Source organism: Enterococcus sp. 9D6_DIV0238 (genome assembly GCF_002174455.2).
GTDB lineage: Bacteria > Bacillota > Bacilli > Lactobacillales > Enterococcaceae > Enterococcus_L > Enterococcus_L dunnyi.
Genome location: NZ_CP147246.1, coordinates 3334202 through 3359928, shown reverse-complemented (window position 1 = coordinate 3359928; position 25727 = coordinate 3334202). Strand labels below are relative to the sequence as shown.

General features: G+C 37.0%; 21 protein-coding genes. 1 reads left to right on the top strand and 20 read right to left on the bottom strand.

The window, feature by feature from the left end; genetic code table 11:
- Positions 1-78 precede the first annotated feature (78 nt).
- The 5 genes from A5889_RS15815 to A5889_RS15795 form a co-directional block, all read right to left on the bottom strand.
- A complete protein-coding gene (locus A5889_RS15815) occupies positions 79-2547 on the bottom strand; it encodes a cation-translocating P-type ATPase (RefSeq protein WP_087639736.1) in 2469 nt (822 codons plus the stop codon).
- Positions 2548-3464: 917 nt separating this feature from the next.
- On the bottom strand, positions 3465-4292 hold the full coding sequence (gene nadE / locus A5889_RS15810; protein WP_087639735.1) for an ammonia-dependent NAD(+) synthetase: 828 nt from the start codon (positions 4290-4292) through the stop codon (positions 3465-3467).
- A gap of 16 nt (positions 4293-4308) precedes the next feature.
- Positions 4309-5781: a nicotinate phosphoribosyltransferase gene (locus tag A5889_RS15805; protein ID WP_087639734.1), complete on the bottom strand. Its 1473-nt coding sequence runs from the start codon at positions 5779-5781 to the stop codon at positions 4309-4311.
- Between the two features lie 88 nt (positions 5782-5869).
- Entirely contained in the window at positions 5870-6280 is a 411-nt protein-coding gene (locus A5889_RS15800) for a GtrA family protein (protein WP_087639733.1), read from the bottom strand.
- Positions 6281-6437: 157 nt separating this feature from the next.
- Positions 6438-6794: a DUF1827 family protein gene (locus tag A5889_RS15795; RefSeq protein WP_087639732.1), complete on the bottom strand. Its 357-nt coding sequence runs from the start codon at positions 6792-6794 to the stop codon at positions 6438-6440.
- A 163-nt stretch (positions 6795-6957) separates the two neighbouring features.
- Between A5889_RS15795 and A5889_RS15790 the strand changes: the two genes are divergently transcribed.
- Entirely contained in the window at positions 6958-7716 is a 759-nt protein-coding gene (locus tag A5889_RS15790) for a MerR family transcriptional regulator (RefSeq protein ID WP_087639731.1), read from the top strand.
- 153 nt (positions 7717-7869) lie between these two features.
- Here A5889_RS15790 and A5889_RS15785 read toward each other — a convergent pair whose 3' ends face one another.
- From A5889_RS15785 to A5889_RS15715, 15 genes are all read right to left on the bottom strand, one after another.
- A complete protein-coding gene (locus tag A5889_RS15785) occupies positions 7870-9057 on the bottom strand; it encodes a hypothetical protein (RefSeq protein ID WP_087639730.1) in 1188 nt (395 codons plus the stop codon).
- 27 nt (positions 9058-9084) lie between these two features.
- The gene (locus tag A5889_RS15780; protein WP_087639729.1) at positions 9085-9936 is read right to left on the bottom strand and encodes an HAD hydrolase family protein; all 852 of its coding nucleotides are present in this window, start codon (positions 9934-9936) and stop codon (positions 9085-9087) included.
- Positions 9937-10112: 176 nt separating this feature from the next.
- Positions 10113-11678: a hypothetical protein gene (locus tag A5889_RS15775; protein ID WP_207114571.1), complete on the bottom strand. Its 1566-nt coding sequence runs from the start codon at positions 11676-11678 to the stop codon at positions 10113-10115.
- 148 nt (positions 11679-11826) lie between these two features.
- Complete coding sequence (locus A5889_RS15770; RefSeq protein ID WP_087639726.1) at positions 11827-12564, bottom strand: hypothetical protein; 738 nt, start codon at positions 12562-12564, stop codon at positions 11827-11829.
- Positions 12564-13535 carry a DUF5067 domain-containing protein gene (locus A5889_RS15765; protein ID WP_087639725.1) on the bottom strand — a complete coding sequence of 324 codons (972 nt, stop codon included), beginning with the start codon at positions 13533-13535 and terminating at the stop codon, positions 12564-12566. The genes A5889_RS15770 and A5889_RS15765 overlap by 1 nt, the downstream gene beginning before the upstream one ends.
- The gene (locus A5889_RS15760; RefSeq protein ID WP_087639724.1) at positions 13528-16131 is read right to left on the bottom strand and encodes a YfhO family protein; all 2604 of its coding nucleotides are present in this window, start codon (positions 16129-16131) and stop codon (positions 13528-13530) included. Before A5889_RS15760 ends, A5889_RS15765 begins: the two co-directional genes overlap by 8 nt.
- 33 nt (positions 16132-16164) lie before the next feature.
- A complete protein-coding gene (gene lepB / locus A5889_RS15755; protein WP_254909542.1) occupies positions 16165-16833 on the bottom strand; it encodes a signal peptidase I in 669 nt (222 codons plus the stop codon).
- Positions 16834-16855: 22 nt separating this feature from the next.
- A complete protein-coding gene (lepB, locus tag A5889_RS15750; protein ID WP_087639723.1) occupies positions 16856-17611 on the bottom strand; it encodes a signal peptidase I in 756 nt (251 codons plus the stop codon).
- Positions 17612-17621: 10 nt separating this feature from the next.
- Complete coding sequence (locus A5889_RS15745; RefSeq protein WP_087639722.1) at positions 17622-18290, bottom strand: hypothetical protein; 669 nt, start codon at positions 18288-18290, stop codon at positions 17622-17624.
- 21 nt (positions 18291-18311) lie between these two features.
- The gene (locus tag A5889_RS15740; RefSeq protein ID WP_087639721.1) at positions 18312-19385 is read right to left on the bottom strand and encodes a DUF916 and DUF3324 domain-containing protein; all 1074 of its coding nucleotides are present in this window, start codon (positions 19383-19385) and stop codon (positions 18312-18314) included.
- 269 nt (positions 19386-19654) lie between these two features.
- Positions 19655-20455 (bottom strand): WxL domain-containing protein, encoded by an 801-nt coding sequence (locus A5889_RS15735; RefSeq protein WP_087639720.1) that lies wholly within the window; start codon positions 20453-20455, stop codon positions 19655-19657.
- 29 nt (positions 20456-20484) lie between these two features.
- Positions 20485-21285, bottom strand: coding sequence for a WxL domain-containing protein (locus A5889_RS15730; RefSeq protein ID WP_087639719.1), 801 nt, complete (start codon positions 21283-21285; stop codon positions 20485-20487).
- Positions 21282-21629, bottom strand: coding sequence for an LPXTG cell wall anchor domain-containing protein (locus A5889_RS15725; protein ID WP_087639718.1), 348 nt, complete (start codon positions 21627-21629; stop codon positions 21282-21284). Before A5889_RS15725 ends, A5889_RS15730 begins: the two co-directional genes overlap by 4 nt.
- Positions 21630-21651: 22 nt before the next feature.
- Positions 21652-24105 carry a hypothetical protein gene (locus tag A5889_RS15720; RefSeq protein WP_087639717.1) on the bottom strand — a complete coding sequence of 818 codons (2454 nt, stop codon included), beginning with the start codon at positions 24103-24105 and terminating at the stop codon, positions 21652-21654.
- 206 nt (positions 24106-24311) lie between these two features.
- Positions 24312-25643, bottom strand: a complete 1332-nt coding sequence (locus A5889_RS15715; RefSeq protein ID WP_087639716.1) for a pectate lyase-like adhesive domain-containing protein — start codon at positions 25641-25643, stop codon at positions 24312-24314.
- Positions 25644-25727: the final 84 nt, after the last annotated feature.

Sequence of the window (25727 nt, the reverse complement as noted above, 5' to 3'; positions counted from 1 at the left end):
ATGAAAATGATTGTCATTCTTTATTAAAAACAGCCAAAAAATAACCTGGACATTTTACTCGCCCAGGTCATTTTCAGCTTAAATCACACGTTTTTTCTTTTTGATCTTTCTATTTTCTTTTCTCTTTTCCACTTCGTAAACCACTCTAGTCATCACCAATGAAATGTAATTGAAGATGGAACGGCTACCTAAAACAAGTGGTAAGTAGAAGAACACGTTCCTTGTGAATAAGGAGGTCAGCATGAAAAATTCTCCAAAAATCAAGAAGCAGACTAAGAATGCTGCAATCAGCAATCCGATCATGATTTTCTTTTTCAAGTCTAAAGGTCTTGCTGCTCTAAAAAGCACTTGAAAGCCAACGCATCCAGTTAAAAGAACACACATCGTAGAAACTTCTTGATGCGGCAATCCAAACCAAATTCCAGCCAATTGTAAAATCAAAATATTAAAAACAACTGTCAAAGCACCCGGCACCGAAATTCTAAGGATATTGGTCAAAAAATGACCTTTGATCCGCTGATAATTTGGCTCCAGCGCTAAAATAAATGATGGAATACCAACTGTTAACGTATTGATCGGTGTTAACTGTAACGGAGCAAATGGATACGGCAATAATAAGAAAATGAACGTCACTGCAAGAATGGCAGAATAGATCGTTTTGACCATATACATCGATGCTACACGTTCAATATTATTGATAACACGACGGCCTTCATTCAATACTTGGATCATAGAACTAAAGTCTGAATTCAGTAACACGACATCTGACACAGCTCTAGCTGCATCGCTTCCGCTAGCCATTGCCACACTAACATCTGCTTCTCTTAAAGAAAGAATATCATTTACGCCATCACCTGTCATACACGTCGTATGACCATTTTCTTTTAAAGCCTGGATCAGTTCCCTTTTTTGATACGGTGTTACTCGACCAAAAACCGTTGTTTTTTCAACCAGCTCATTAAAATTTTCAGAATCAGATACTTTACTCATATCAACAAAGTGTTCAGCTCCTGCAATTCCAGCTTGTTTGGCAATCTGAGAAACTGTGATTGGATTGTCACCAGAAATAACTTTTAGAGTAACATCCTGTTTCGCAAAATAAGAGAATGTATCTGCAGCATTTTCTCGTAATGTATCTGCGATAATAAAGATAGCTACCGTTTCTTTTTCATTTGGCAGGATCGGACCCGTTAACTCTTCATCAGAATGAATCAAAATCAACACTCGATCGCCTTGCTCATTATAAGGCGCAAGTCTTTCACGAAGTTCATTCGGCAGCTCAGAATAAATAAATTCAGGAGCGCCCATTACAAAAGTTCCTTTTTCATTAAATGTAATACCACTCCACTTTCGATCAGAAGAAAACGGCATGACTTTTTTTACTGTCCATTCTGCTTGTTGCTGAGGAAATCTTTTTCTCAGTACTTTTGCAGTTGCATTTTGATCGGACAGACCCGCCATCATCTCGCTCATCGCGCGCTCGATCTCACTCGAAGGAAAACCCGCTAACGGAATCAGCTCCTTGAATGTTAATGTTCCATCGGTGATCGTCCCGGTTTTATCCAAACAAATCGTGTCCACACGTGCTAGTGTTTCGATACATGCTAAGCGCTGAATCAGCGTTTGCTTCCGCGCCAAATTTGCTGCACCTACGGCAAATGCCACACTAGTCAAAAGCATCAATCCTTCTGGTATCATGCTGATCAATGCACCGGATACGCCTAAGACTGTTTTAGGAAATGAGTGTGTTGATTGATATTGAGACCAAAATAGCAATACTCCAATAGGCACGATCGCAAAAGTCAGTCCTTTAATCAAAAGATTTAACGAATTCATAAGCTCTGATGTTGATTTTTTCTCTGTTTTTGCTTCTTTAGACAACTTGGAAACAAAATTATCTTCACCTACAGCTGTGATTTTGACAAAACCTAAACCAGAAGTGATAAAGCTCCCGCTCATGATTTTATCTCCATTAACTTTTAGGATCTTATCAGACTCTCCCGTTAACAGCGATTCATCAACCTCCATACCTTCTCCATGAAGAACGATGCCGTCAGATGGCACTTGATTCCCTAATGTCAAAACGAGCACATCACCTAAAACAATGTCATCTTGAAAAATCTTTTTCAATTGCCCTTGTCTTAGCGCTAAAACCTCTGTTTTATTGACGATCGATAGCTTGTCGATCGTTCGTTTCGCATGAATTTCTTGAAAAACACCAATTGCTGTATTGATGATGATGATCCAGAAAAAAAGCGCATTTTTAGGATATCCTACAGCAAAAACAGCGATTGCCAGAAATAAATTAATGAAATTAAATAATGTCAATGAATTATCCAAAATGATCTGTTTCGTTGTTCTGGATAGATCTTCTGTTTCCTTATTGTATTTTCCTTCAGCATAGAGTGCTTCGACTTCTTGGTCGGATAGCCCTTTGATCATCTCTGGAATCCTTATATCTTCAGTAGCTATTCCTTGTTGTTTTTCTTCTGATGAAAAAAACGTTTCATTATCGATATCTCTTTTTTTCTTAAACAATTTTTTCATAGTTCACCCAATTCACTTTCCTCTGATGTTTATACTTAATTAATTGTAGAATACTTTTGTCATAAATACTGATTATAGCTTTAAGTTTACACTTTTTTTAATCAATTGAACAAGAATGGCCCTTTCTTGCTCTATTCAAAGTGTATTTAACATCATTTTCTTGGATTGTCATTGCTAATTCCAGATAGAAAGAATTTTTCCAGCTCCCACTATTTATCTCGTTTCTTGTTATTAATAAATAGAAACTAAAAAAAGCCTCACTCTATTGGCAGTGAAACTTTTTACGGATTACTTAATTCGCATGGTTCTCTATCGTGATAAATATTCTGAACCTAAATACTTTCAGAAATCAAAAATACTAAAGATCATTTGTCTATTGCCATAACAAAATAGAAACTTCGATAAATCGAGCTTTCTATTTTTCTCGTTTCAGCGGGACACTTTTGTAGAAAGTGCCATAATACGTTATAGGATAGCTACTTTTTGGGATTTAGGGTTAATCTACTTCAGATACCTTGATTAAAATATCTGTAAATGTTTTTCTCTCTATAGTTTTTGATAAAAGTAAAATCAGATGTCCTTCAATGGAGAAAAACGTTGGAGTACTAAGATCTCATTTCCCGGAATCTTTAACATAAAAATAAGGAGAATGCATGAGAAGTTTCTACTTAAAAAATTGAGATAATATATAAACATAAAGGAGAAACGTCTAGCTCTAAACGGAGCCAGACTGTGAATAAAGCAGAAATACATTACATATCCGCTATTATTCACCTTAAATTCTTCTCTCATATTAAATTTCCACGAGAATAAGAACACTTACAATCCATTTATCTCGATTTTTTGGTGCGAATCTCTCAGTGATTTCATGTGCACTTATGATTCGCACCAAACACGAAACAAACTACAATGTACTATTATTTCCAAAAATCATCAAAAATCGTAATTGGCATATGGCGTTTGTGTTGCGTTTTTTTATACCAGTTCTCGATCGTCTCTTTTGCTTTTGCAGAAACCTCTTTTCCTTCCACATAATCATCAATGTCATCGTAAGTCACACCTAAAGCGACTTCATCCGCTACTAACGGCTTATCGTCTTCTAGATCTGCAGTTGGGATTTTTAAATAAAGTTCTGCTGGCGCACCTAATTCTTTCAATAGAGCTTTGCCTTGTCGCTTGTTCAAACGGAACAACGGTAAGATATCTGCTCCACCATCACCATATTTCGTGTAAAAACCAGTAATATTTTCTGCAGCATGATCTGTTCCTATTACAGCACCTGATTTTTCACCTGCAATAGCGTATTGTACGATCATCCGTTGACGAGCTTTCATATTACCTTTGTTGAAATCACTTATTGAAACACCCGTCTCACTCAGTGAAACCACGCTCGCATCAATCGCCGGTTTGATATCTACTCGCAAGGAAATATCTGGTTTGATAAAATCCAACGCCTTTTTGGCATCTGCTTCATCTGCCTGTTCGCCATATGGTAAGCGAACGGCAATAAATTGATAAGAATTATCTTTGGTTTCTATGCGCATTTCTTCCATTGTAAGCTGTGCCAATCTTCCGGCCAAGCTTGAGTCTTGACCACCGCTGATTCCTAACACCAACGTTTTTAAAAATGGGTACTTATATAAATAGCTTTTCATAAAATCGATACTCTTACGAATTTCCTCTTTAGGATCGATTTGAGATTTTGCACCTAATTCTTCGATGATCGCTTTTTGCAAAGAATCCATGAAACATTCCTCCAATTTATTTATTTTCTGTTAGTGCCTTTACATCAACACGGACTTTTTCAAGTAGACGCATTTTATGATTCCAGCATTCTGTCGATAGATCTACTGGATATTTTTGCGGATTAAGATCTCGTTTGTACTCTTCCCATAATGAATCGAGATTTTCTTTGGCATAATGCTTGATTTCTTCCAATGTCGGTAATTCATACACTCTTTTTCCTTCAACAAAAATATCCTGCAAGACTGCTCTTGCTTCAAAATTTCTAACTGTCTTGTTGATAAATGTATGCACTGGATGGAACATGTAAATTTCTTCCTGTTCGCGCGGATCTTCGTCCCATAAAGTGACATAGTCGCCTTCAGACTTTTTATCTGACTTACGTGTGATCCTCCACACTTGTTTTTTCCCTGGCGTAGTCACTTTTTCCGCATTGCTTGAAAGCTTGATCGTGTCTTTCATCTTGCCATCTTTATCTTCGATCGACACTAACTTGAACACCGCTCCTAATGCAGGCTGGTCGTACGCCGTGATCAGCTTGGTTCCAACACCCCAAACATCGATCTTAGCTTTTTGCATTTTTAAACTCAAAATCGTATTTTCATCCAGATCATTTGAAGCGTAAATTTTTGCCTCGTGGAAGCCAGCTTCATCCAACTGCTCACGCACACGTTTAGAGATATAGGCCATATCCCCGCTATCCAAACGAACACCAAGAAAATTGATTTTATCACCCATCTCACGTGCTACACGAATCGCACTTGGCACGCCTGACTTCAAGGTATCATACGTATCAACTAAAAAGACACAATCTTTGTGGGTTTGAGCATAAGCCATGAACGCATCGTAATCATTACCATAGGACTGAACAAGTGAATGGGCATGTGTTCCACTCACAGGGATACCGAAAATTTTGCCTGCGCGCACATTGCTCGTAGCATCTGCCCCGCCGATAAATGCCGCACGTGTTCCCCAAATAGCCGCATCCAACTCTTGTGCTCGACGTGTCCCAAATTCCATCAACGGATCATCACCAATCACTGACTTGATTCGAGCAGCTTTTGTTGCGATCAATGTTTGAAAATTGACCATATTTAATAAAGCTGTTTCGATCAACTGACACTGAGCTAATGGTCCTTCAACCTGGATCAAAGGTTCGTTATTGAACACTAGATCGCCTTCCAAAGCGGAACGGACCGTACATTTAAATTCAAATTCTTTTAAGTAGGTCAGAAAATCTTCTGGATAATCCTCTACTTCTCTAAGATACGCAATATCCGTGTCAGAAAATGTTAGATTCTCTAAATAATCGACTAGTCGCTCTAATCCGGCAAAAATTGCATAGCCATGATTAAACGGCATTTCTCGAAAATAACATTCAAAAACAGAATGGATATCTGCACGTCCTAACTTCCAATATGTTTGCATCATATTGATTTGATATAAATCAGTATGTAACGTTAAACTATCATCTTTATAAACTCGCTTCATCTCACCATGCCATCCTTTACTTTTTATAAAACATTATCCTTTATTATAACAAAACTTCATTATTTCAACCAAAAACTCGTTTTACTTCTTAAGAAGCCTTGTTCTTGAAAATCAAAAACTTGCTAAAGAAATAATTTAATACGATCACGACGACCTGTGTGACCATTTTAGCCCAAAAATCAGAAATATGCAGCCACTCGATCATCAATACCATCAGAGCCATATCAATGACAAACGATAAAATACGATACCAGTAAAATAGCAGCATTTCTTTAAAAAATGCTCTCAAATCAACATGCTGACTTGCAAAAACAAAATACTTATTTGTAAAAAATGCAAACAAGACAGATAAGAACCAGCCGATCGTATTACTGATTTTATAATCAATGCCAAAAAGATCTTTACAGATAAAAAACACAACAATGTTAACAACTGTTGTTGCCACACCAAAAACTAAATAAGAAATCACTTCTTTATATTTATGAAATAACTCTTTCAATTTTCACTCTTCCTTTCATTGTGCTTCTATTTTAACAAAAATGGAAACGAAAGCCTACTGATTTTCTACTTTTTAGTTATAAGCGAATCGTTCATTCGTTGATAAAGTAAAAGCACCAAAAAGGGCAATCGCTATTTTCCCTTTTTGGTGCTTTTACTTACTCAGCATAAACATTTTTTTGAATTACAATGATATCCTTTCTAGGTGCACTAAAAGAATAGCCTGCTTCAGTCATTTTATTTTTTATGCCGATATGTACATCGACATCTTCTCTTGTTGCATTCAAGAGTCTTTTGATCACAAAGTCAACTTCCGCTTTTGCAATTTTTTTCTTCGTATTGATCATGATGATGTCGATTTTATCATAGGCATCCGCATAAACGATCTGTGTTCGGTCTAGTGCATATAATTTAAAAAACTTGATTGCTTTAGAACCAAAAACAAATTTTGTGATATTTGGATAAAAATATTCTAAATTCAAATTTTTATTTATTGGTGTTTCGATCAATTTCATATATGTAGCTCCTTTTCAACTATCCCTGTCTGATTAACCTTACATAAATTTTACTCTTTCTTTGCCTATTTGTAAATCAGAGATTTTATATGTTATTGTAAATAAAAGACTTGACCTTCACGTTAGGTAAAGGTTTATGCTTAGTTACACAGGAGGGAAAAAGATGGAATATACAATCAAAAAAGTTGCTGAATTATCCGGAATCAGTACACGAACATTACGCTACTATGACGAAATCGGCTTATTGAACCCTGCGCGCATCAATTCTTCCGGTTATCGTATATATGGTACAAAAGAAATCGATCGTCTTCAGCAAATTCTTTTTTACCGCTCGCTAGAGATGAAGCTTGAGGATATCCAAAAGTTGTTAAATGATCCTCATTATGATCCTCAAAAAGCATTACAGGAACACTATGAGCAGCTTTTAGAAAAACGAACGATGATCGATCATCTGATCCTGACTGTAGAAAAAACGATCCACTATCAAAAAGGAGAGATAAATATGACTGATAAAGAAAAATTTATTGGCTTTAAACAACAAAAGCTACAAGAAAATGAAGAACGATATGGAAAAGAAATCCGTGAAAAATACGGAGAAGAAACTGTAGCCGCTTCAAATAAGCAGTGGCTAAATTTAAGTGAAGCAGAAGTTGAAAAAATGGAGCGCATTGAAAAAGAAATGTTTGATGCTTTGAAAATAGTCATACAAACAAACGAGTATCAATCGGATGAAGCAAAAACTGTATTTTCAAAACACAGAGAATGGCTGATGATCACTTCCCCTAACTATTCTGTTGAAATGCACAGAGGACTAGGTCAAATGTATGTTGGCGATGAACGTTTTGCTGCTTATTACAATGATCGTGTTGGTGACAGAGCTGCCGAAACATTGAATCAGATCATCCAAGAGTTTGCGAAATAGGAACAATATACAGATCAAATGCAAAACAGTACTTCTAAATCAAAAACGGCTAAGTCAAAAGTCGAATAATTAGAGTAAAAAACGAGCACTACGATTTGCGTAGTGCTCGTTTTTGAAAAAATGGTCAAAAGCTCTGACTTTTGACCACTTTTTTTATAGTATATTCTCTTTTCGCTCAAATTTAAGCTCTTTTAGTATGCTCAAGGCTGTATCAGCAGGTAAGTTCAGCTCATCAGCATCCTTGAAACTCAGGCTGATCGAACCATAATTCTCCTCTGATTCAAAATAATACACCATCATTTGACCTTGTTCAGCATCTTGTTTTGCTTCTTCACGATATTCAGTAATAAAAAAATCTTCATGAATTTTTTCCGTTTTTTTATCGACCGGAGATTCAGCTCTCGTTTGAGCTGCCTTTTTCAAATACTCGGAAAAACTACCGTATGTAGCTTTCTCTATCATGCTAACATCGATAAAATAGGTTTCGCTCATAAACGATTGATATGAATATCCATCTTCATCAGCAATATCCATAAAATAGCCAGATTGATCATGAAGTTCCTGAGGCAGCGTTAATGTGACAGTCTCATTTCCTCTTGATATGTCCATTGACTGAATCATCGTTTTTTGTTCATCGTTATCGAAATCAGCCTCATCTCGTAATCGATTTTCAAAAATTGAAGAACCATTATCGTTAAAATAAGTTTTTGCTCCAAAATAGACCACAGCACTCGCTAGAACAATACCGATCAACGTCAAGATAATTGTACGAATCCTTCTTTTTCGGCGTTTTGCCAAGAAATTAGTATTCTTCAACACTTCTTTTTTATAGCTGTCTGAGTGTGTGATCGCTGTAATATCATAGTAATAAAAATGCAGCGGCTGCTCAAATCTAACTTTATCTGTTTCATAGTTGAAACCTACTAGTAATGTATATTGTTTGATAGCCGAAGGAAAATTACGAATATTTTTCTTGTTTAATTTGATCAATTCGCCCTGGCTATCTAAAAAATAATAGGCTTGATTATCTTCTTGCGGCGCACTTTCCTGCATCACCGGAAACGCCTCGATCAATTTTTCTGGAATTTCCTTAAAATAGCTTTCAAAGGAAGCTTCTTTTAAAAAGCGAAGCAAATATAGCAAGCCGACAACTTCACTAATAAAAACAAGTACTAAAATCCCCCTCAAAATAGCAGTTGAAACACCTATCCCTGTGACAGTCAAAAGCATTACAGCAATCAGTCCAAATATATACAGCTGATAGCTCCTTTGATAAAGTTGTCGGATCCCTGATTTGTAATAGTCAAGATCGCGATGAATCTGTTCTTTTATATTTTCCATTCGTTCTCCTTTTACCAACATAACTATTTATTTTATTAATTCTTCAAAAATAAATTTTCCCACGCCTCCATCAGCGCAGTCGCCAATCACTCGATCACATTGTTCTTTGACGATATCCAACGCGTTACCCACCGCAAGCGAAACATCAACAGCTTCCAGCATCGCCAAATCATTTTCTCCGTCTCCAATGCCATAGCTGACCGCATCTGGATAAGCACTCATAAATTCATTGATCGCATAACCTTTGCTGCTTTTTGGATCGACAACTTCTAGACACTGCGTAAATGAAGAAAAGACATACGCGGTATCGCTTCCCAATAATCTACGTAAATTCTCATGTTCGGCATCACTTGCTTCCATCAATTCGATCTTCATTACTTTCACCTCAGGATGCTCTACTAAATAGGCCAATGGATCCTCTACATGATTGCATTCTGTTTTAAAGAAGTTTTCTTTAAAATCCATGATTTGCTTTCCAATGTCTCCCATTGGCGCAAGTTTTTCTCTCAAAGCTAAAATATTATCTTCATAATTCTCTACTGGTTTTAAAATGATTCCTTCGTTCGTATGAAGATGATAAAAAATGTTGCGATCCTCCAAAATCGTGATCGCTTTTTTGCATTCATCCAAAGGCAAACAATGGTTATACTCAACTGGCTGACCGACTAATTTGTGACCACCACCATTACTAAAAATCATATCACATTCACTATCAAGCTGATTCATCAATTCTTCTAATTGCGCAAAACCACGTCCACTGATAAACACAAAATGATCTCCTTGTTTTTGAAGCGCATAAATTGCGTCAAAATTAACTTGCGGAATTTCTTGACCCATCTCTTGAAAAGTACCATCTATATCACAAAAAACAACGTTCACTACTTATTCTCCCCTTACAATTCATTTTCCATTTTATTCGCTTGATTAAGTATAGCATAAAGAAGACGATTATATATTTTGATTTTTTATTTTGGTGAATTGTTTCCTGTAAAAAATAGAACATATCAAAAAAGCCATGTTGATTACCTGTGCGGTAGGCAACATAGCCCTTTCGATCATTCGTTTTTTTCATTTACTATTTTCTGTTTCTTGTTGTTCTGCTTCGATAGCCAGACGACTAGAAACAACAAAGTTCCTGTTGAAATAGCAGCTGACAGTAGTTGAAGCTTTGTCCAGTAATAGGCAAAGTGAACAGTTCCTTTTCCACTCAAACGTAGCTCACTAAGGCCTGGAAAAGTTGGACTATTGTATGCTTCCAGCATTTTTCCATTCACCTTAGCTTGATAGCCTTTGTAATAAATGAAAGGGAAAACGATCGCTTCTTTTGAATCTTTTTCATCTATCTGATAATCCAAGTCGACTGCGCCATAATCAAAGGTGACATTTTCTAGTTTGATCCCTTTACTATTGCGGATCGTTTTAGGTGCTTGAATCAATTCCTGAAGATCAGTATCAGAAGGGATATATTCATTGCCCCATCCTAAAAATGTTGAAGGCAACTGCTCAATCTGATCTTTGGTAACCAACCGCTCAACATCTGCCACAAAAAAACCATGCGTAAACACAAGTACCAGAGCTATCGCCATAACACCGTATGAAAGTAATTTTCTCCAGTACTCTTTTTTTATGATCAAAGAATAATTTTCTGCAAATAACCAGCAAATACAAAAAGTAACGATCGAAAATAAGCGCCAAGGAAATTGAATCGCGTTCATTAATGTATTATCCAATAATCTATGAGGAAAGAAACTCGTTGAGGCAAATAAAAATAAGCCTGCGATCATAAGTAATTGTTTCGCTCGTTTAGAAAAACTACTGTAATTTAATCCTAGGAAAAATAGTAACCCGATCATCAACAGCCCTATGTTATTAAACCCACTATTTCGAATAGCAATGTTCAAATAATCGACGATCGTTCCAACTTCCTGACTAAGCTGTGTTACTTGATTTGTTTGAAATGTGAATGATTGCTGTACGACTTGTTCAGCCAACGGCACGAGAAAACCTAGGCATAATAATATCGTTAGTCCAATTGCTTTAAAAAAGGCAACTAATCTTGTTTTTTCACTGATTATATGACGTATATTAAATAGTAAGTAAACTAAAACAAATAGACTAAAGATAAACGCACTTAATACATGGCTTAAAATCAAGGCTGACATTCCCAGAGATAACAAATAAAATTTATCCCTGTCTCCTTCAAAAATTGACCACATACCGACAAATGCTAGCGGAATAAACGTAAGGGCCAATACTTCTCCTAAAGCAGCTCTTTCCGTCAAGTCACTTAAGCGGTAAGAAGCTGTCCCATATAAAACAGCAAAAAGAAATGCTTGAAAAGGGACTTTTTTATAAAAAAGAAAACTATAATAAGCAATCAAATAAGTCATAAAATTTATCCCTATCAAGAAAATAATATAACTATTGCTTATTGACAGACCCAATATCCTCAGCAAACTAGCCGGATAAAGGAAAATATCTGAATAAAATATTGGTGAGCCATAACCCATCCCATAGAGAAAAAAATAGTTGATTTTAGGACTATAATCTCCATTTCTTATGCCCAAAGCTAAGCCTTCGATTCGATTGAGATGAAAATAAAGATCATCCCCTCGATACATGACTTCTTTTCCTATATGAGTAAATAGCAGCGGTATGATACTTAACAGCAAAAACACAATAAATAGGAGTATTCGCTGTCGATTCCGTTCCATCTTTATCCGAGCTCACCTCTTTTCTCTCAAATCACTTATATAACGAATCATTCTTTTACTCTGTATAGTCGATGATTGCCGCATGAATTTCTCTAAATTCTCGTTTATCATTGAATCCAACTCGCAAGGTTTGAGAAACTAGTTTCTTTTCTTCCGCTTCTTCATCATTTCCATAGACGACCACTGTTTTTGAAGCCGGTCGTTTATCGACTTCTTTGTAATCTTTCTCAAAATTTTGGATAGCTAAATCAGCTGTATCCTTTGAAATATCGATGTTTTGAGCCACTTCCAATAGCAGTTCATTGAAATTGTCCTTTGGATACGCCTCTTCTTTTCCATAATTTGACAGTGCCAAGCTTTGCGAAGCTAAACGAACTTCTTTTTGCTCTTTATCAAACGAATATTTCAGATCGATTAATGCAAAAACAATTAATTCTTCTCCTTTGTAGACAGGGTAATACCCTCGAACTAAAAGGTCATTTCCAGAAGCATAGAGGGAGTACTCAGCTTTCTTTGCTTCAAGGTTAGTGGTGATGATCTTTTCATCAAATAACTTTTTAGTCTGTGGAATGATTTCAGGAACCTTCACCTCAAATTTATTTTTCAGCAAGTCCAATGCCTCATCCTCTGAAATTTCTGGATAATCAAATGTACCAAAAGGCTTCTCTCGCTGTTCTTGCCAAATCAGTTGCTGATGCTCAACCTCAGCTGCATTATTTTTACCTGAGCAACCTGCCGCTAATAAAAGACAGATAAATAGAGCAAGTATAAACAAATAGTTTCTATGTTTCATTATTTATCTCCTTCCTCTGCTGCAGTCGTTATGACGATCGGAATCTCATCGGCTTCTGCAAAGCGTTCTTTTGAAGGAATTAAAGTCACTTCACTTGTATCCTTCAGCTCATATAAAGACACACTTTCTGCACTGGCTCCTATCGCAATTGCTTCATTTTTCTGCTCGATCAATTTAGGAATATCCAATATCGTGTTTTCTTTTGGTAGTTTGCCTTCGGCTAAGGTTTGACCATTTTGAGTTACCTGAATTGCTTCATCCCAAATTTTAGCTGTCACATCTTGTTCACCGATATTTTCAACTGTATAGCGTAACGCAAGTAATTTTTTGCTGCCTTCACCATTTAAATTCATCACACCAGTCAATTCGATCGAAAGGGTTTCGTTTTTAAAAACTACTTCATCTGTTTCATCAGAAGTGTCGCTTCCTGAATCACTGACTTCTTTTACAGAACGTGCCGATTCATCAATGATTTCCGCTCTTTTTTCATGGCCGCCATCATTTGCTGAATAATAATTTAACTGAAGCAGTCCGTGCGCTGTTTCAATGTAGTATAAATGCAGCCAAGTTGAACGCTTTTCAAACATTGTATCTAAGGTATATTTGTATCCTTTATATTTCCCAACCTTAAATTCTTTCATAAAGATTTCAGATTCTTTTTTATAGTTATACTGTTCTTTCAGTTCTTTTCGCATCCGCTTGCCAAAATCTTCATCCAGCGTTACTGCTTCTTTTCTTTGACCCATGACGACTAAAGTTGAGTTACTTTTGGTATCTTGTGCACCAAATACTGCTTCATTACTGTATTTTACTTTGAAATCCGTCACTGTTTCCCATGTACTCGGCAACTGGATCTTATAATCGATCCCTTTTGCCTCAAAAGATTCTTTTTTGTCTGCTAATTTAGCTGAACAACCACTAAAAACAAGAAGTAAGAACAACAGTAATACCTTTATTGGTTTCTTAGTCATAGTACCCTCCATTCTCAATTACTATTAAGCTTTGTTTGTTCTTTTTTATTAGTTGCCAGTTGTAGAAAGTAAAAAGAAGAATACAACTGACAAATAAAATCACTCCCAGTTTAAGCCCTTGTGGAACAAAGACGAATTTGATCGTATGACTGCCTTTTGCGACTGGCAACGCAAGAAAAGCATCTTTGAAGGTCGGAATAGCCACTTTTTCTCCATCAATGTAGGCTTGCCATCCCTTATCATAAGGAATCGTCGTCAAGACCACTTGTTCTTTATCTAAATTCACCTTAGCCTCTGCAGTACGCCCATCTGTTTTAAAGTCAACTTCTTTTTCCTTCACCTTTTGAATCGCCTCTTTAAATGTATCGACGTTGATAAACATAGCATTCGGCCTCACTAAATGGACCACCCGGTCACCTGTGAAGCTGACTTCGACCTCTACTGTTTCAGCTTTATCATAGTAGCCTAAATTATAATATTGCCCCGTTCCTTCCAAACCAGCCCAACTTTCAACACCATTGACTTTCATTTTGACGTCAACCTCGGTTCCCTGACCGTACAAGCTAAGGTAGGCTTGTGAACGTGCCGGAACATCGACTGAATAAGTCAGTGTTCTCAGTTTATTAGGCATTGTTTTGGAGTAAAATAAGACAGAATCATGATCTTCAACTTGAACATTTTCTTCTTTGACCGTTTTGATCTCAGAAAAATAGAAGAACGAATCTGTTTCGCCGGATAAATACTGCAACAACTCTGTTTGATTTTTTACCACATCTTTTTTGTATATGCCTTTATCCGTCAGCATGCCTAAAGGTAAGGCAAATTCATTTTCATACACACCATATTTACCGACTTTTTTCTTAAGAGTAAAGCCAAATTTATCTGGATCATTCTGCGCTAAATTGTATTTGATTCCTAACAAAGAATCCATCACTAGCGTGTTATTGATATATTGGATCGTTAAATTGGTTCCTGTTGAACGAAATCCTAATTCATTCATATACATTGAAGAATGACGGTTTCGGATCGATGAAAACATTGAAACTCCGCTGTAGCCGTGAATAAAACTTTCATTTCTTGAACTACTGTTGAGATTTCCTACGCGGTATAAAGTATCATTTTGCTCTTTTGTCCATTCAACTAATCGATGCACATCTTCATAGTTTTGAGTGTAGGCAATTCGTTCTGGGTAACGCCATTCAGTTGCAATTCCCTCCACTAATTTTTGAGCATTCAATGTCATTTCTCCGATGAAAACAGCTACTAAAAGAAATAACCAAATAGTTTGTTTTGATTTGAAGCGATCTTTCAGTAACAAAATCAGCAAGTAAACAATCAGAAAAACGACACTAGCCAGGACAGCATTTTTATCTAAAAAATCATAACGTTTGCGATTCGCTAAGAAAACGATCAAAACATAAAGAAAAATGATGCCTAAAACGATATTTAATATGCGATTACCGTCTTCTTTCGTCGCTTTTTCCAGTCCGAACCCTGCTAAAAGTAATCCTAAAAAAGAAAATAGAAAGCTAAAACGGAATAAAAACATATTTGGCGCATGGAATCCATGCCAAAATAGATTCATTGGTTCAATATAAACACTGGCGATCAAAAGGAAAAAAAGACTGCCGTATACGAGTTTATTTTTTAATTTTATTTTTGGACTAACAAAATAGAAAAGGCAAAAAATCGTTCCTAATAAACCAAAATACAGAAACGGTGCACTTCCGTATTTACTAGTATCATAGACACCTACCATGGTTTTGACTGGAATATCCCAGATCCCTGTATCATTTGTAAACAAACGACTTAATTTAGTTAAGCTTTCCCCATTGTTTTTCAAATCAAGTAAGGTAGGTAAAATAGTGACCATTGAAGCTCCGCCTGCTAAAAGCGAAGTAATCAAATAGGTGATCAACGTCTTTTTGTACGTTTGCGGCGCTAATATAAATCGACATAATACATATAGAAAAGAAAAGACACCGATCATGAAAGCCATGTAAAAGTTTGATAAAAACAAGAGTAAATAACTGATAAACAATAATGCCGGTTTTCTTTCATCCATCAAGCGGTGAATCCCTAAAATAACTAACGGTAGATAAATCAACCCGTCCAGCCACATTTGCTGCGGAGAATACGCAACGCAAAATCCGCTTAAGGCAAAACTGACACTCAAAATCAATTTGCTCCATTGGGGAATTTTGAAAATACGATCGCTCATTACCCAAAATGTTCCGCCGATCGCACCGAATTTCAGTAAAAGGATCATATACAATGCGTCTGGTATTTGACTGTTATCAAAAAAATAAACAAGTGGGCTAAAAATACCATTGATATAGTACGCCATAAAGGACCAGTAATTCAGCCCTAAAGAGCCGTACCAAGTATATAAAAAGCTCTGTTTTCCATGTAAAGCATTGTTGAAACTGGCAAAAAAATTAGACGTTTGCGATAAAGCATCACTAGCTAAAATCGTTTTCTCGCTGCCTGGATAAATTCCTAGAAGAAAATAAACAAAGCCCATGATGCTGATCGGTAAAAGAATGCTCAATAAAAATGCCCAGCCCTTATGTTTGATCCATTCTTTATACTTCATACTGCGTTTCCTCCTAGATATTTAATCTCTTTTTCAATTTATGCGCCCTGCTCGATCAAAGGGATAAAAACGGCAAACCACCGTTCCTTCAATTTGTTCTGCTTCGACCAACCCAAAGTGACGGCTGTCTTTTGAGGCATTCCGATTATCGCCTAAAACAAAATAACTTCCTTCCGGAATCGCTGAAATATTGCGTAATTTTCGAGCTACTTCTTCACTAACAGTCAACTTTAATGTACTGTCAGGCAACTGGAAGGCAGTTAATTGATCATTTACATCATTCCATACATCTGCCTGTTTTGGTCTTAAGTACACACCTGTTTGATCTGTCCAAAGCTGATCTCCCGGCATACCGATCACACGCTTCACGTAACTGGATTCCTCCGGTATTTCCGGATCGAAAGTGATCAAATCGTAGCGGTTCGGTGATTGACCTTTTCTCACAATGATTCGATCATTATTTTGCAGCGTAGGCAGCATCGAGCGTCCGTCAACTCGATGTGTTTTGATTTGTAATAAACCGAGAATGCACAGGGCTACCAAAAAAAGCAGGAGCCCTTCACGAATGTTCAGCCTTTTTTTAGTTTCCCGCTCCGATACTTTTTTATTTTTTGGGAGCCTCCTATTTGAAAAATGTTGCCGCTTTTTGATCGTAGATTGTCCTTTTCTAGGTTTCTGTGTCTGCATTTGATTGATTGCCACAGTTGTTCCTCCCATTGCCCGATTAAAATTGTGTCATGTTGTGCAACGGCAACAGCCTTGTTTTCACAACACCAATAATGTTTTCTTCATCGATCCAGCCAAACTGACGACTATCCGCTGCGTAATGACGATTATCGCCCAATACAAAATAGCTGCCCTTCGGTAAAGCCCTAGACCCTGTCAAGGAAGCTAAAGAAAAATTTTCAGTTAATAAGCGCTCCTCTGCTTTTGCTTCGTTTTGTTCGTTCACTAAAAATCGTTCGACAACGAACTTTTGATCGATCATCAATTGATCCTCTTCATAAGTAATCTCTTCTCCTGGTAGACCAATGACCCGCCTGATCATCAACTGATCGTTCACGGGATTTTTAAAATAGATCAAATCAAACCGCTTGATCTGTGCGTGCTTCCTTACAAAAAGTCGATCACCATCGTTCAATGTAGCCGTCATCCCATAACCATTGACTGTCGGCAAGCTAAAGAAAAGCCACTGTAATAGAAAAAAAAGACTCATCAACAGGAAAAAGCTGATACCAATTTCTTTGTATATTTGGTGTCTTTGCTCACTTCTTTTTCTTTTTTGACTCGTTTTTTTTCGTTTCCCTTTTTTTCTATTTATTGTTCTGGATGAAGAATGCTTCTTTTTTGCTGCAGAGGTCACCGTTGTCTTAGCCGTTGTTTGTTGCGACTTTCGGCTTTTTACGTTCTTTTTTTTGGCAGTCTGCTCTCTTATCTTTTTACGTCTTTTATGGTTCTTAACTTTAGCCTTTTGTTCCATGTTGAGTCTCCTAGTTTTTCTGTTTCAGTGCCGACTCATTGACTTTAAAGTAAGTAAAAACAGCTTTTTGTCGTTCTTTGATCTTACTTATATCTTTCAGGTAACTTTCGAGTATTTCTTTGTTTGCTAATTGTTCTTGTGTCAAAGTCGATAAATTCATTCCAACATCTTTCATCGAAACATAATAACGAGTCAATAGCTTGGAGCCTTCCTCTGATAGTCCCACCGAAACCGGTCGATTGCCGTAGGTAACCAATAATGAACTTACTTCTTGAAACTGAGGATAGACTTTATCGATGCTGCCGCCTTCTTTGATGGTTGTAAGCTTTTTTTCTAAATCTTCTGTCAATAAATACCCTTGAACAACTACTTTGGCATCATCTGACGTTAAGTTCGTCAATTGATAGTATCTAGCATATGCAGCAGATCCAGCTGAAAGAAGCATGACAACTAAGAAAATCAATGAATTTCTAAAGTAACGTTTTTGACGACTAACAAGCAGCCGTCTTTCACGTACCCACCTTTTTCGTTTCACCTTATTTTTTGGTCGCCTTCTCCACTGGCCTTTTTTTAGTTCCTTTTTCGTTGCAAAGAAGTAAAATAAGCAAAATAACACAAACATAAAGCAAAGCATAGCTAAAGAAAGCAACCCCATAAAAAACCAATCTAACAGAACCATATTACTGATCCCCCTTCTTATTTAGCTGCTCTTCTTTCTTTTCTTTTTTGCTCCGCTTTTACTACCCTTCTTCTTTGTTTTTTTCTTATTATTCATCGCTCTAACAGTGAAGAAAATTGCCAAGAAGGCTATAAATACACCGCTTGCGATCATTGCAATCAGCTTCCAGTTGATCCCTCGTTCTTGGATCAGTGTCACATCTTGCGCATTGTATTTGTCTGCATCTTCTTTTGTGATTTTAAACTCTTTATCCCACGTCCATTTTTTGTCTCCGCTTGTTACTAGAATATGAGCTTTATAATCGCCTGGTTCCATCTGATCACCATTCATTTCCAATGGAAAATCGATCAGTGAGTTTGGAGCCATACGCATATCTGCGCGTTTTGTATCATAAAGAACCGCTTCTGAACCTTTCTTCGTCACTTCCATTTCAACAGTCATTCCGCTGACAAAATCTGCAGAGATATTCGAAAAATTGGCAAAAATACTATTGCGGTAATTTGATAGACCAGCGGAAACACTATTCAGCTTTAATTCTGGTGTAATCGCTGTATCCGTTTCTTGCAAGACCATACCTACTACAAAGGCATACTCGTTGATAACGCCCGTCGCTTTTTTCTTCTCTTCTTCCTCTTTTTTGCTTGGTTTTGACTTCATATAAATTCCGCCAACGATTTTACCATCATAACTGACTTCCGGCATTGTTATGTCTAAATTCAAAGGTGCAGTTTCTTTAGGTCCCAGTGTTACTTCTGTCGGGCCTTTTACAATGTCTTTGAAATCATATTTTAGTGAAGCATCATTTTTTATTGAAGATGGACCATATTCTAAAACTCCATTTGAGTTTGTTTTAGCACCATTCAATCCAATCGTGATCGTCTGTTCTTCCTCTGCCCGGTTTGTGAGCATGATTTGAACGGTTTGTTTTTGACCTGGATTCATCCGTAAATTGAAGTATTGCACATCTCCTTGTTGATTTTCCGGCATGATCGATTCATAGGCAAACTGCTTTTCAGCATGTGCAGGCAGGGCAAAGCCAAACAACGATACTATGTATAATCCTATTATTAGGTATAAGCTGATTCTTTTTTTCATTTGATTTGATTGTCCTTTCTCGTCCTATCACTACAATAAGCCAAGACTAAAAATGCTCAACTTCTATAGTTAAAATTAGATACAAATACTTCCTAATTATTGTTACTTCTCTAAACGAATAGGCTTATTAAATAAATGGCGGGAGCAGAAGCAGCTCCCATATATTCCAATGACTAACTGACCGTGATCAGCTGAATCATCGAAAGTGATTCTTAGAGTGTGCTGCTTCTGTCCCAGCCTAAATAATTATTCGAATGGTTGATCTCGAATTATAATGGTGTTTCTGAAAGTGTCCAAGTGATTTCAGCTACATATTTACCATTCATGATTTCTTGTGCTTGGTTCGCAGGGATTTCTAATTTAACAGATTCTTCTGCTTTTTTAGCTGGATCTTCGATATCACCAAAGTAAACAGCATAACGTCCGCGACCTTTAGAACCGTTAGCTTCTTTACCATCTGTATTTGTAAATACAGCAGCAGGTGTTGATTCGTTTACTACAGCTGTTTTAATTCCTGTAGAACTTGGTTTTAAAGCTTCGTTTTCTGCATCAGCAACTAAAATTGGGTTGCCGTAAGTGATTTCAGCACCATTGATGTTTCTTACTTTACCTTTTGCAGTATCGTTGAATTGGAAGTTTCTAGTAATTTTTGCAGTCAATTCATATGTGTGATCGTCTGTTTGACGGTCATCTTTGAATTGAACCCAGTTAGCACGTGATGGCACGTGGTCAGCTGCTGTAGATGGGTTAGCTGTTGTTGGTTTCGCCCAAGAAGTTACTGCACCAGTTGTTGCAGCTTGTGAATTGAAGACTAACTTAGACATACCTTGTACTAAAAATTCTCCATCCAACAATGCAGTACTATCTGTATCTCTTGTTGATTGGCTAGATGTGTTAGGTGGTACAACACCAGAAGTATCATATGTTTCATACGATTTACTTGTAAATTCGATTTCTCCTTCGCCAACACCTGGTTTGTTTGGATCTGCCGCTTTAGTTGCCGGTCCTGCTGCTGCTACTGCCAATGCTGCTAGTAAAGCTGTACCAGCTAATTTGTGTGTTAATTTCATTTGTATTTCCTCCTAGTTTTTGTGTATATTTATGGTAACTCGGCTAATATCCAAGTTAACACCGTTGAGTAAGCGCCCGCTTCTTTTTCTGTTTCCTTAGGTACAGTTAGTGTAATCGCTTGATTACTATACACAGGCTTTTTAAAGATTGGATCTTCAATCGTATTGCCTGAAGAATCCTTTCTCAGTTCCAATGAATTTTGACGCCCATTTTTATTTTCTGCTGATGCGCCAAATATAATGCTCCAAGTTCCAGAACCTTTTTCGTCCTGTGCTTGTGCAAGGTTATACGTGTCTCCAATATTACTCATACGAATGACTTCTTTGGAAACTGATGGTGATAAAGATGCATCTGTAGTCGAGTTCGTCCAAGCTTGGTCAAAAGAAATAACTGCTCCCTTTAGCTCAGCTCCGACCTTCGTTGCATGCTTAAATTGTTCCTCTTGTCTTACCTGTAATGTCCAACCTGAGTGATTGTCACGATAATCTGAAACTTGAATAAAATTTCCTCTCGCTCCAGTCTCACCGTGAAACAGTTGTGCATTGATCGGATAGACAGCTGCTTCTTTACTTATTTTTACTGTGCTGAAATTTAGCTTTGGAACAAAATCGATTCGTAAATCACCATCCGTTTGCGGTGTTTCGCCTGGATCGACCTCTATATCAGGATTTTCAGGATCACGAATAATAGAATCTTCTTCCTTAAATTGACTCAAATCGATTTCTGCTCCACTTTTGCGTGAAGCTTCTGCGTGAGCTTGTTCCATTTGAGCTGAAAAAAAGAGAACAGTACCAAGAAAAGCAGTCATCAGTAAGCTTATTCTTTTCATTGATCAGACCCTTCCTTTCTGGTAGATTCTCGTTTTCTTTTCACTAGATAAAAACCTAGTGCAAAAATAAGAACAGCAATTCCGCTAACCGATAGGCTTTTTTGAATCAATTCTCCTGTAGAAGGATATTTTCCTGCCGGTTTTTTTGTTGGTTCTTCACTAGACGATGTTGTCTCACTTGTTTCTGATGTTGGAGGAGTACTTTCTTCTGTGAAAACAATTTCTCCGTTCGTTTTGACAGAAGCCTCTGCTCCATATACCAGTGCTGGTTTCAGCATGAAGAAACTACCTATAAAAACAAGGGAAAGTAGAACAATAGTTGCTCGTATTTTTTTTACTGTCATGTGCATGTCTCTCCTTTAATTTTTACGGGGTCTCTCCAACTGTAAATTCGATCGTTGCTTGATATTTACCTAATTTCTTCACTGTATCCGCAGGCACATCTAATTTGAAGCCTTTGCCTTTCGGATTCCAGGTTCCACTTACATCAAACTCATTACTCGTCGTATGAGTATCTGTCAATAGATCCTGTGCAGTATCCAACAAGAAACTCTTTTCATTCTCCGTCCCATCGTTGTATCTCAAAATGTTAGGAATGACTTTTTTTGATCCATCCGTATCCGTTAAAGTAAATTCTTGTGTTACTTTAGCTTGAAGTGTCCACTTTTGCTTGCTGGCTCTTGTATCCGTGATGATCAATGCTTTGTCAAGTGTAGCTTCGTTTACACGAATTGGCTTATAGCTGACTTCTTCGATCCCAAAGTTGAGCTTCGTTGGTGTTGAAGATAAAAATAGTCGGCCTTCAAATTCATACTCTACTGTATTGCCACTTGCTGAAAGTACAAATTCCTCGACTGGTGCGTTGGTTTGTTCGTAACCTGCATCTTTAATAGCCTGAATAGTATCCGTAACTGATTTGATGTTTTTCAAATTGATTGGATCTCCAATCATTTGGGTCGTATCAACATAATCAGGATATTTATCAGTCATATAACTTCCGTTGATTTTGTACTTAACCCGTAATTCAGCAATTGTAGGAGCAATGGTTACTTTTACTGGTATATCTTTCGTTACACCTTTAGCAGTTGTTAATGTCAATGTCAATGTAACTTCTCCAAGGGTCGAAGTATCCGGCAATGGCTGCTTATATGCAACTTCTACAGGTTTATCAATAGGATTATCCGTATCTACTCGAATGTTATCTAAAAATGATGTTCCAGGGTCTGGATAATCAGTTGTAAAGTTTGTTCCTAATGGAACTTTGATATTTTGTTTCGCATCTGCATCAGGTTTACCTTCGTAGAGAACTTTCGACATGGTTTGTCCTTGTATTATTTTAGATTCTAAGGTATCACTTAATATATTCCCATTGACGGTATTATACGTATAATATGCATTTGTCTTAGGTCCACCAAGTTCAAATGTCATATAACCGTTATCGTCACCACTATCTTGATAACCATATAAATCACTAGCCTTATCAAAACTAAACGATGCATTAGGTTCTGCCGCAATCTTTATATCAAAAACTTTTCCATTAAAATTTTCAGCAGATGTGGCATCCGAAAGGTTTGCCGTTAAAATAAGCTTACTAGAGTTTCCTGGAGCTTTTTCAACAGTAAATAAGCCTGTCCAGTCCTTATCTGTCCCATATTCAAGTACTTTCACTTTAGAGAGATCAATATCATAGATACTTGGTACCTCTGTTTCTAATCTAAATGAGTCATCTCTGTTTTCAACTTTATTATCAGGGATTGTTTGTAAAATAGAGTATTTAAGATCTAAATAATTTTCTGTATCTGTATGCTTTGCTTCATTTTTTATACCGTAAACAATCGGTGTAGCAGGAGCGATCCTTGCAAGTGATTGAGTACCGTACATAACTGCCATCGCAGCTGGATTCGTATTTGCAGTAGCTGCTCTACGTTCCATACTTGTATTAAATGTGCGACCAGAGAATAACTGAGTTAGTAAACTCCTCGAGCTGTTTGTCGTCGAACTAGTTCCATAAAGTTCAATCTTACCAACTGCAGGAGTGTCTTTTAAATAGCCAATCCAAGTATCTTCTAACACATACATCTTTTTAAAGTCATCATCAAAATCTGTAGTAACAGCCTTCAATCCATTAATATTGTTAAAGTTCCATGTTCCTTGAAAATCAATTGGTAAGCCAGATTGATGATCATAAAATTCATAGTGATACTGAACCTTGTCTCCAATAGCATAAGTGTCATAATAATCCGAAGCACTTCTGTTAGAGCTTCCAAGCATTAGAAACATTGCTCCCCATGTCTTGATCGCTACATTAGCTGTATCATCAGTTTTATCTCGGTCATTATAGTTCACAGCAATAAAGTTCATATATGGATATTTCCCAGTATTAGCATTTTTTGTTAGTGACATTTGGTCAATAACCAGTTTTAAATCAATGCTTCTCCCGTTGTAAAGTCCTGCATTTTTTACTAAAACACTTTTTTCTTCTGCAACGTTATCCGGACTAAACCTAAATATTTTGGAGGCATTCGGATCATCGACACCATTACCAGTTTTAACTAATACATCATTAACTGGATCTTTTAAACCCTTCACTTCATAGCTAGTATCTTTAGTCAATTTGAACATCGTTCCATAATCACCTGGAATTTCAGATATCGTTCCCGAACTGCCGACGATATTTACATCAGGTGCTAGTAAAATATCATTATAATCTGCTGGTGCAGCTGAGATTTTATCATTAGACCCTGAGACAATATAATTGATGCCAACCAAAACTAAACAAGCAGCAATAACAAATGAAGTTCTTTGCTTAATTTTTTTCAATTTTCCACCTCCTCACTACAATATGCTATGTCAATATAATTCTAGTTTCACACATATTAATTAGACAAAAAGTAATGTTGGGGATACTCTCGCAAAAAGACAAATTTAGACTAGTTAGACATCTTAATTTTGTCGTTCGGAAAGTATTCCCAACAAAAAACGACTAATTATTTGACAAAAATTTTGTCAGTAAATTGAACGACTAATTAGATTCCGCCGCCAACTAAAGAAATTTTTCCATAATTTTCAAGTCGGAAATTTGGTGAAATATCTCCAGTTGTAGATAGTGTGTTACTATTACAGATTTTGCCGAAGTTAACTGAGAAGCTGCCACCATCTAAATAAACAGGAGTATATTCATATTCTCCGCCAGTTTGAGCCCAAGTCGCAATTTCACTTACGTCTGTAGCATTGATCGTTGTATTTGTAGAATAGAATAATTTTGAATTTGGTTGTTTGTTTGTAACTTCAAAATTAGCTGGAGCATTAAGGTTAATCACAGCTCCCTTATATTCACTTTCAACGACTGCTTTTTTACTTTTACCAGTTACAACTAACTCAGCACCTTCAGAAACATTTACTTCTGATCCATAATATTGAAGTTTCATCGTTGCGTAGTTTCCTCCGCCACGACCGTTCAAGTGAACTGAACTTCCTTCTGCTAAATTGAATGTTGGTACTTTATTCACATAATCTGCACGTGGGATGAATTGGAATGCAACACCAGCTGCATCAACATCAAGTGAAGCATTCGTACCTACATCAACTTTTTGAACTTTATCGTAAAATACTGGATAGTAGTAGTTCACGTCACTTTGTGGTCCAATTTTTACATTGATTTTTGCATTGTCACCGATGATTGCTTCACCAGTTGCTTTTCCTTTGATCAACGCACCATTAAAGTAGAATGCTGAGAATTGTCCGTGATCTTTGTTCGCTGCAATTCCGTTATACGTAGAACCTGCTTTAAATTCTAAATCGTGAACCCAAGCATTTTCTGCACGAGTCGTGATATTGTTTGTTCCGTCAAATGTTAATTTACCTTCACTAAGGTGAACAAAACGAGCACCAGTATAAGTGACATCTTTCGCTAGAACATCCCATCCATAACTTGAAGGTCCGTTACCAGATCCTCCTGTGAAGAAACGTCCGTCACTGTCAGCACCAACAATGTTTGAATTAGTGATCGTTACAAGGTTCTTGCCTTTAGTATTTTGTTTACCATAGATAGAGTTGTGTGCTGAGTTGATCACAACACCTTTATCCGCATTACCATTGATCGTTAGATCACGGTTTGGAATATCTGTGATGTTTTTCTTGAATTGGATACTTGCATTCACGTTGATCACCGTGATTGAAGGATTCTTTAATGCCGCTTCAAATTGTTCGATCGTAGATACTTCTGCTGTTTCTTCTGCCGCGTATGCTACTACTGGGCTACCTGAAATCGGTGTTGGTACAGTTAGTACCACTGCTCCTAGGGTCGCTGTTGCTGCTAAAGCAAACAAACTTCTTTTCAATACTTGTGTTTTTTTCAAATCTTTCTCCTCCTAAAATATGCTTTTGACGAAACCTTTTTTTGCTCCCTCCTTTCCAGAAGTAACGAGCATCCACTTCTTTTC

Coding starts and splice junctions, on each gene's coding strand:
- A5889_RS15815 (WP_087639736.1), bottom strand. CDS start 2,547: ATGAAAAAATTGTTTAAGAAAAAAAGAGATATCGATAATGAAACGTTT.
- nadE (WP_087639735.1), bottom strand. CDS start 4,292: ATGGATTCTTTGCAAAAAGCGATCATCGAAGAATTAGGTGCAAAATCT.
- A5889_RS15805 (WP_087639734.1), bottom strand. CDS start 5,781: ATGAAGCGAGTTTATAAAGATGATAGTTTAACGTTACATACTGATTTA.
- A5889_RS15795 (WP_087639732.1), bottom strand. CDS start 6,794: ATGAAATTGATCGAAACACCAATAAATAAAAATTTGAATTTAGAATAT.
- A5889_RS15790 (WP_087639731.1), top strand. CDS start 6,958: ATGGAATATACAATCAAAAAAGTTGCTGAATTATCCGGAATCAGTACA.
- A5889_RS15785 (WP_087639730.1), bottom strand. CDS start 9,057: ATGGAAAATATAAAAGAACAGATTCATCGCGATCTTGACTATTACAAA.
- A5889_RS15775 (WP_207114571.1), bottom strand. CDS start 11,678: ATGTATCGAGGGGATGATCTTTATTTTCATCTCAATCGAATCGAAGGC.
- A5889_RS15770 (WP_087639726.1), bottom strand. CDS start 12,564: ATGAAACATAGAAACTATTTGTTTATACTTGCTCTATTTATCTGTCTT.
- A5889_RS15765 (WP_087639725.1), bottom strand. CDS start 13,535: ATGACTAAGAAACCAATAAAGGTATTACTGTTGTTCTTACTTCTTGTT.
- A5889_RS15760 (WP_087639724.1), bottom strand. CDS start 16,131: ATGAAGTATAAAGAATGGATCAAACATAAGGGCTGGGCATTTTTATTG.
- lepB (WP_087639723.1), bottom strand. CDS start 17,611: ATGGAACAAAAGGCTAAAGTTAAGAACCATAAAAGACGTAAAAAGATA.
- A5889_RS15745 (WP_087639722.1), bottom strand. CDS start 18,290: ATGGTTCTGTTAGATTGGTTTTTTATGGGGTTGCTTTCTTTAGCTATG.
- A5889_RS15740 (WP_087639721.1), bottom strand. CDS start 19,385: ATGAAAAAAAGAATCAGCTTATACCTAATAATAGGATTATACATAGTA.
- A5889_RS15735 (WP_087639720.1), bottom strand. CDS start 20,455: ATGAAATTAACACACAAATTAGCTGGTACAGCTTTACTAGCAGCATTG.
- A5889_RS15730 (WP_087639719.1), bottom strand. CDS start 21,285: ATGAAAAGAATAAGCTTACTGATGACTGCTTTTCTTGGTACTGTTCTC.
- A5889_RS15725 (WP_087639718.1), bottom strand. CDS start 21,629: ATGACAGTAAAAAAAATACGAGCAACTATTGTTCTACTTTCCCTTGTT.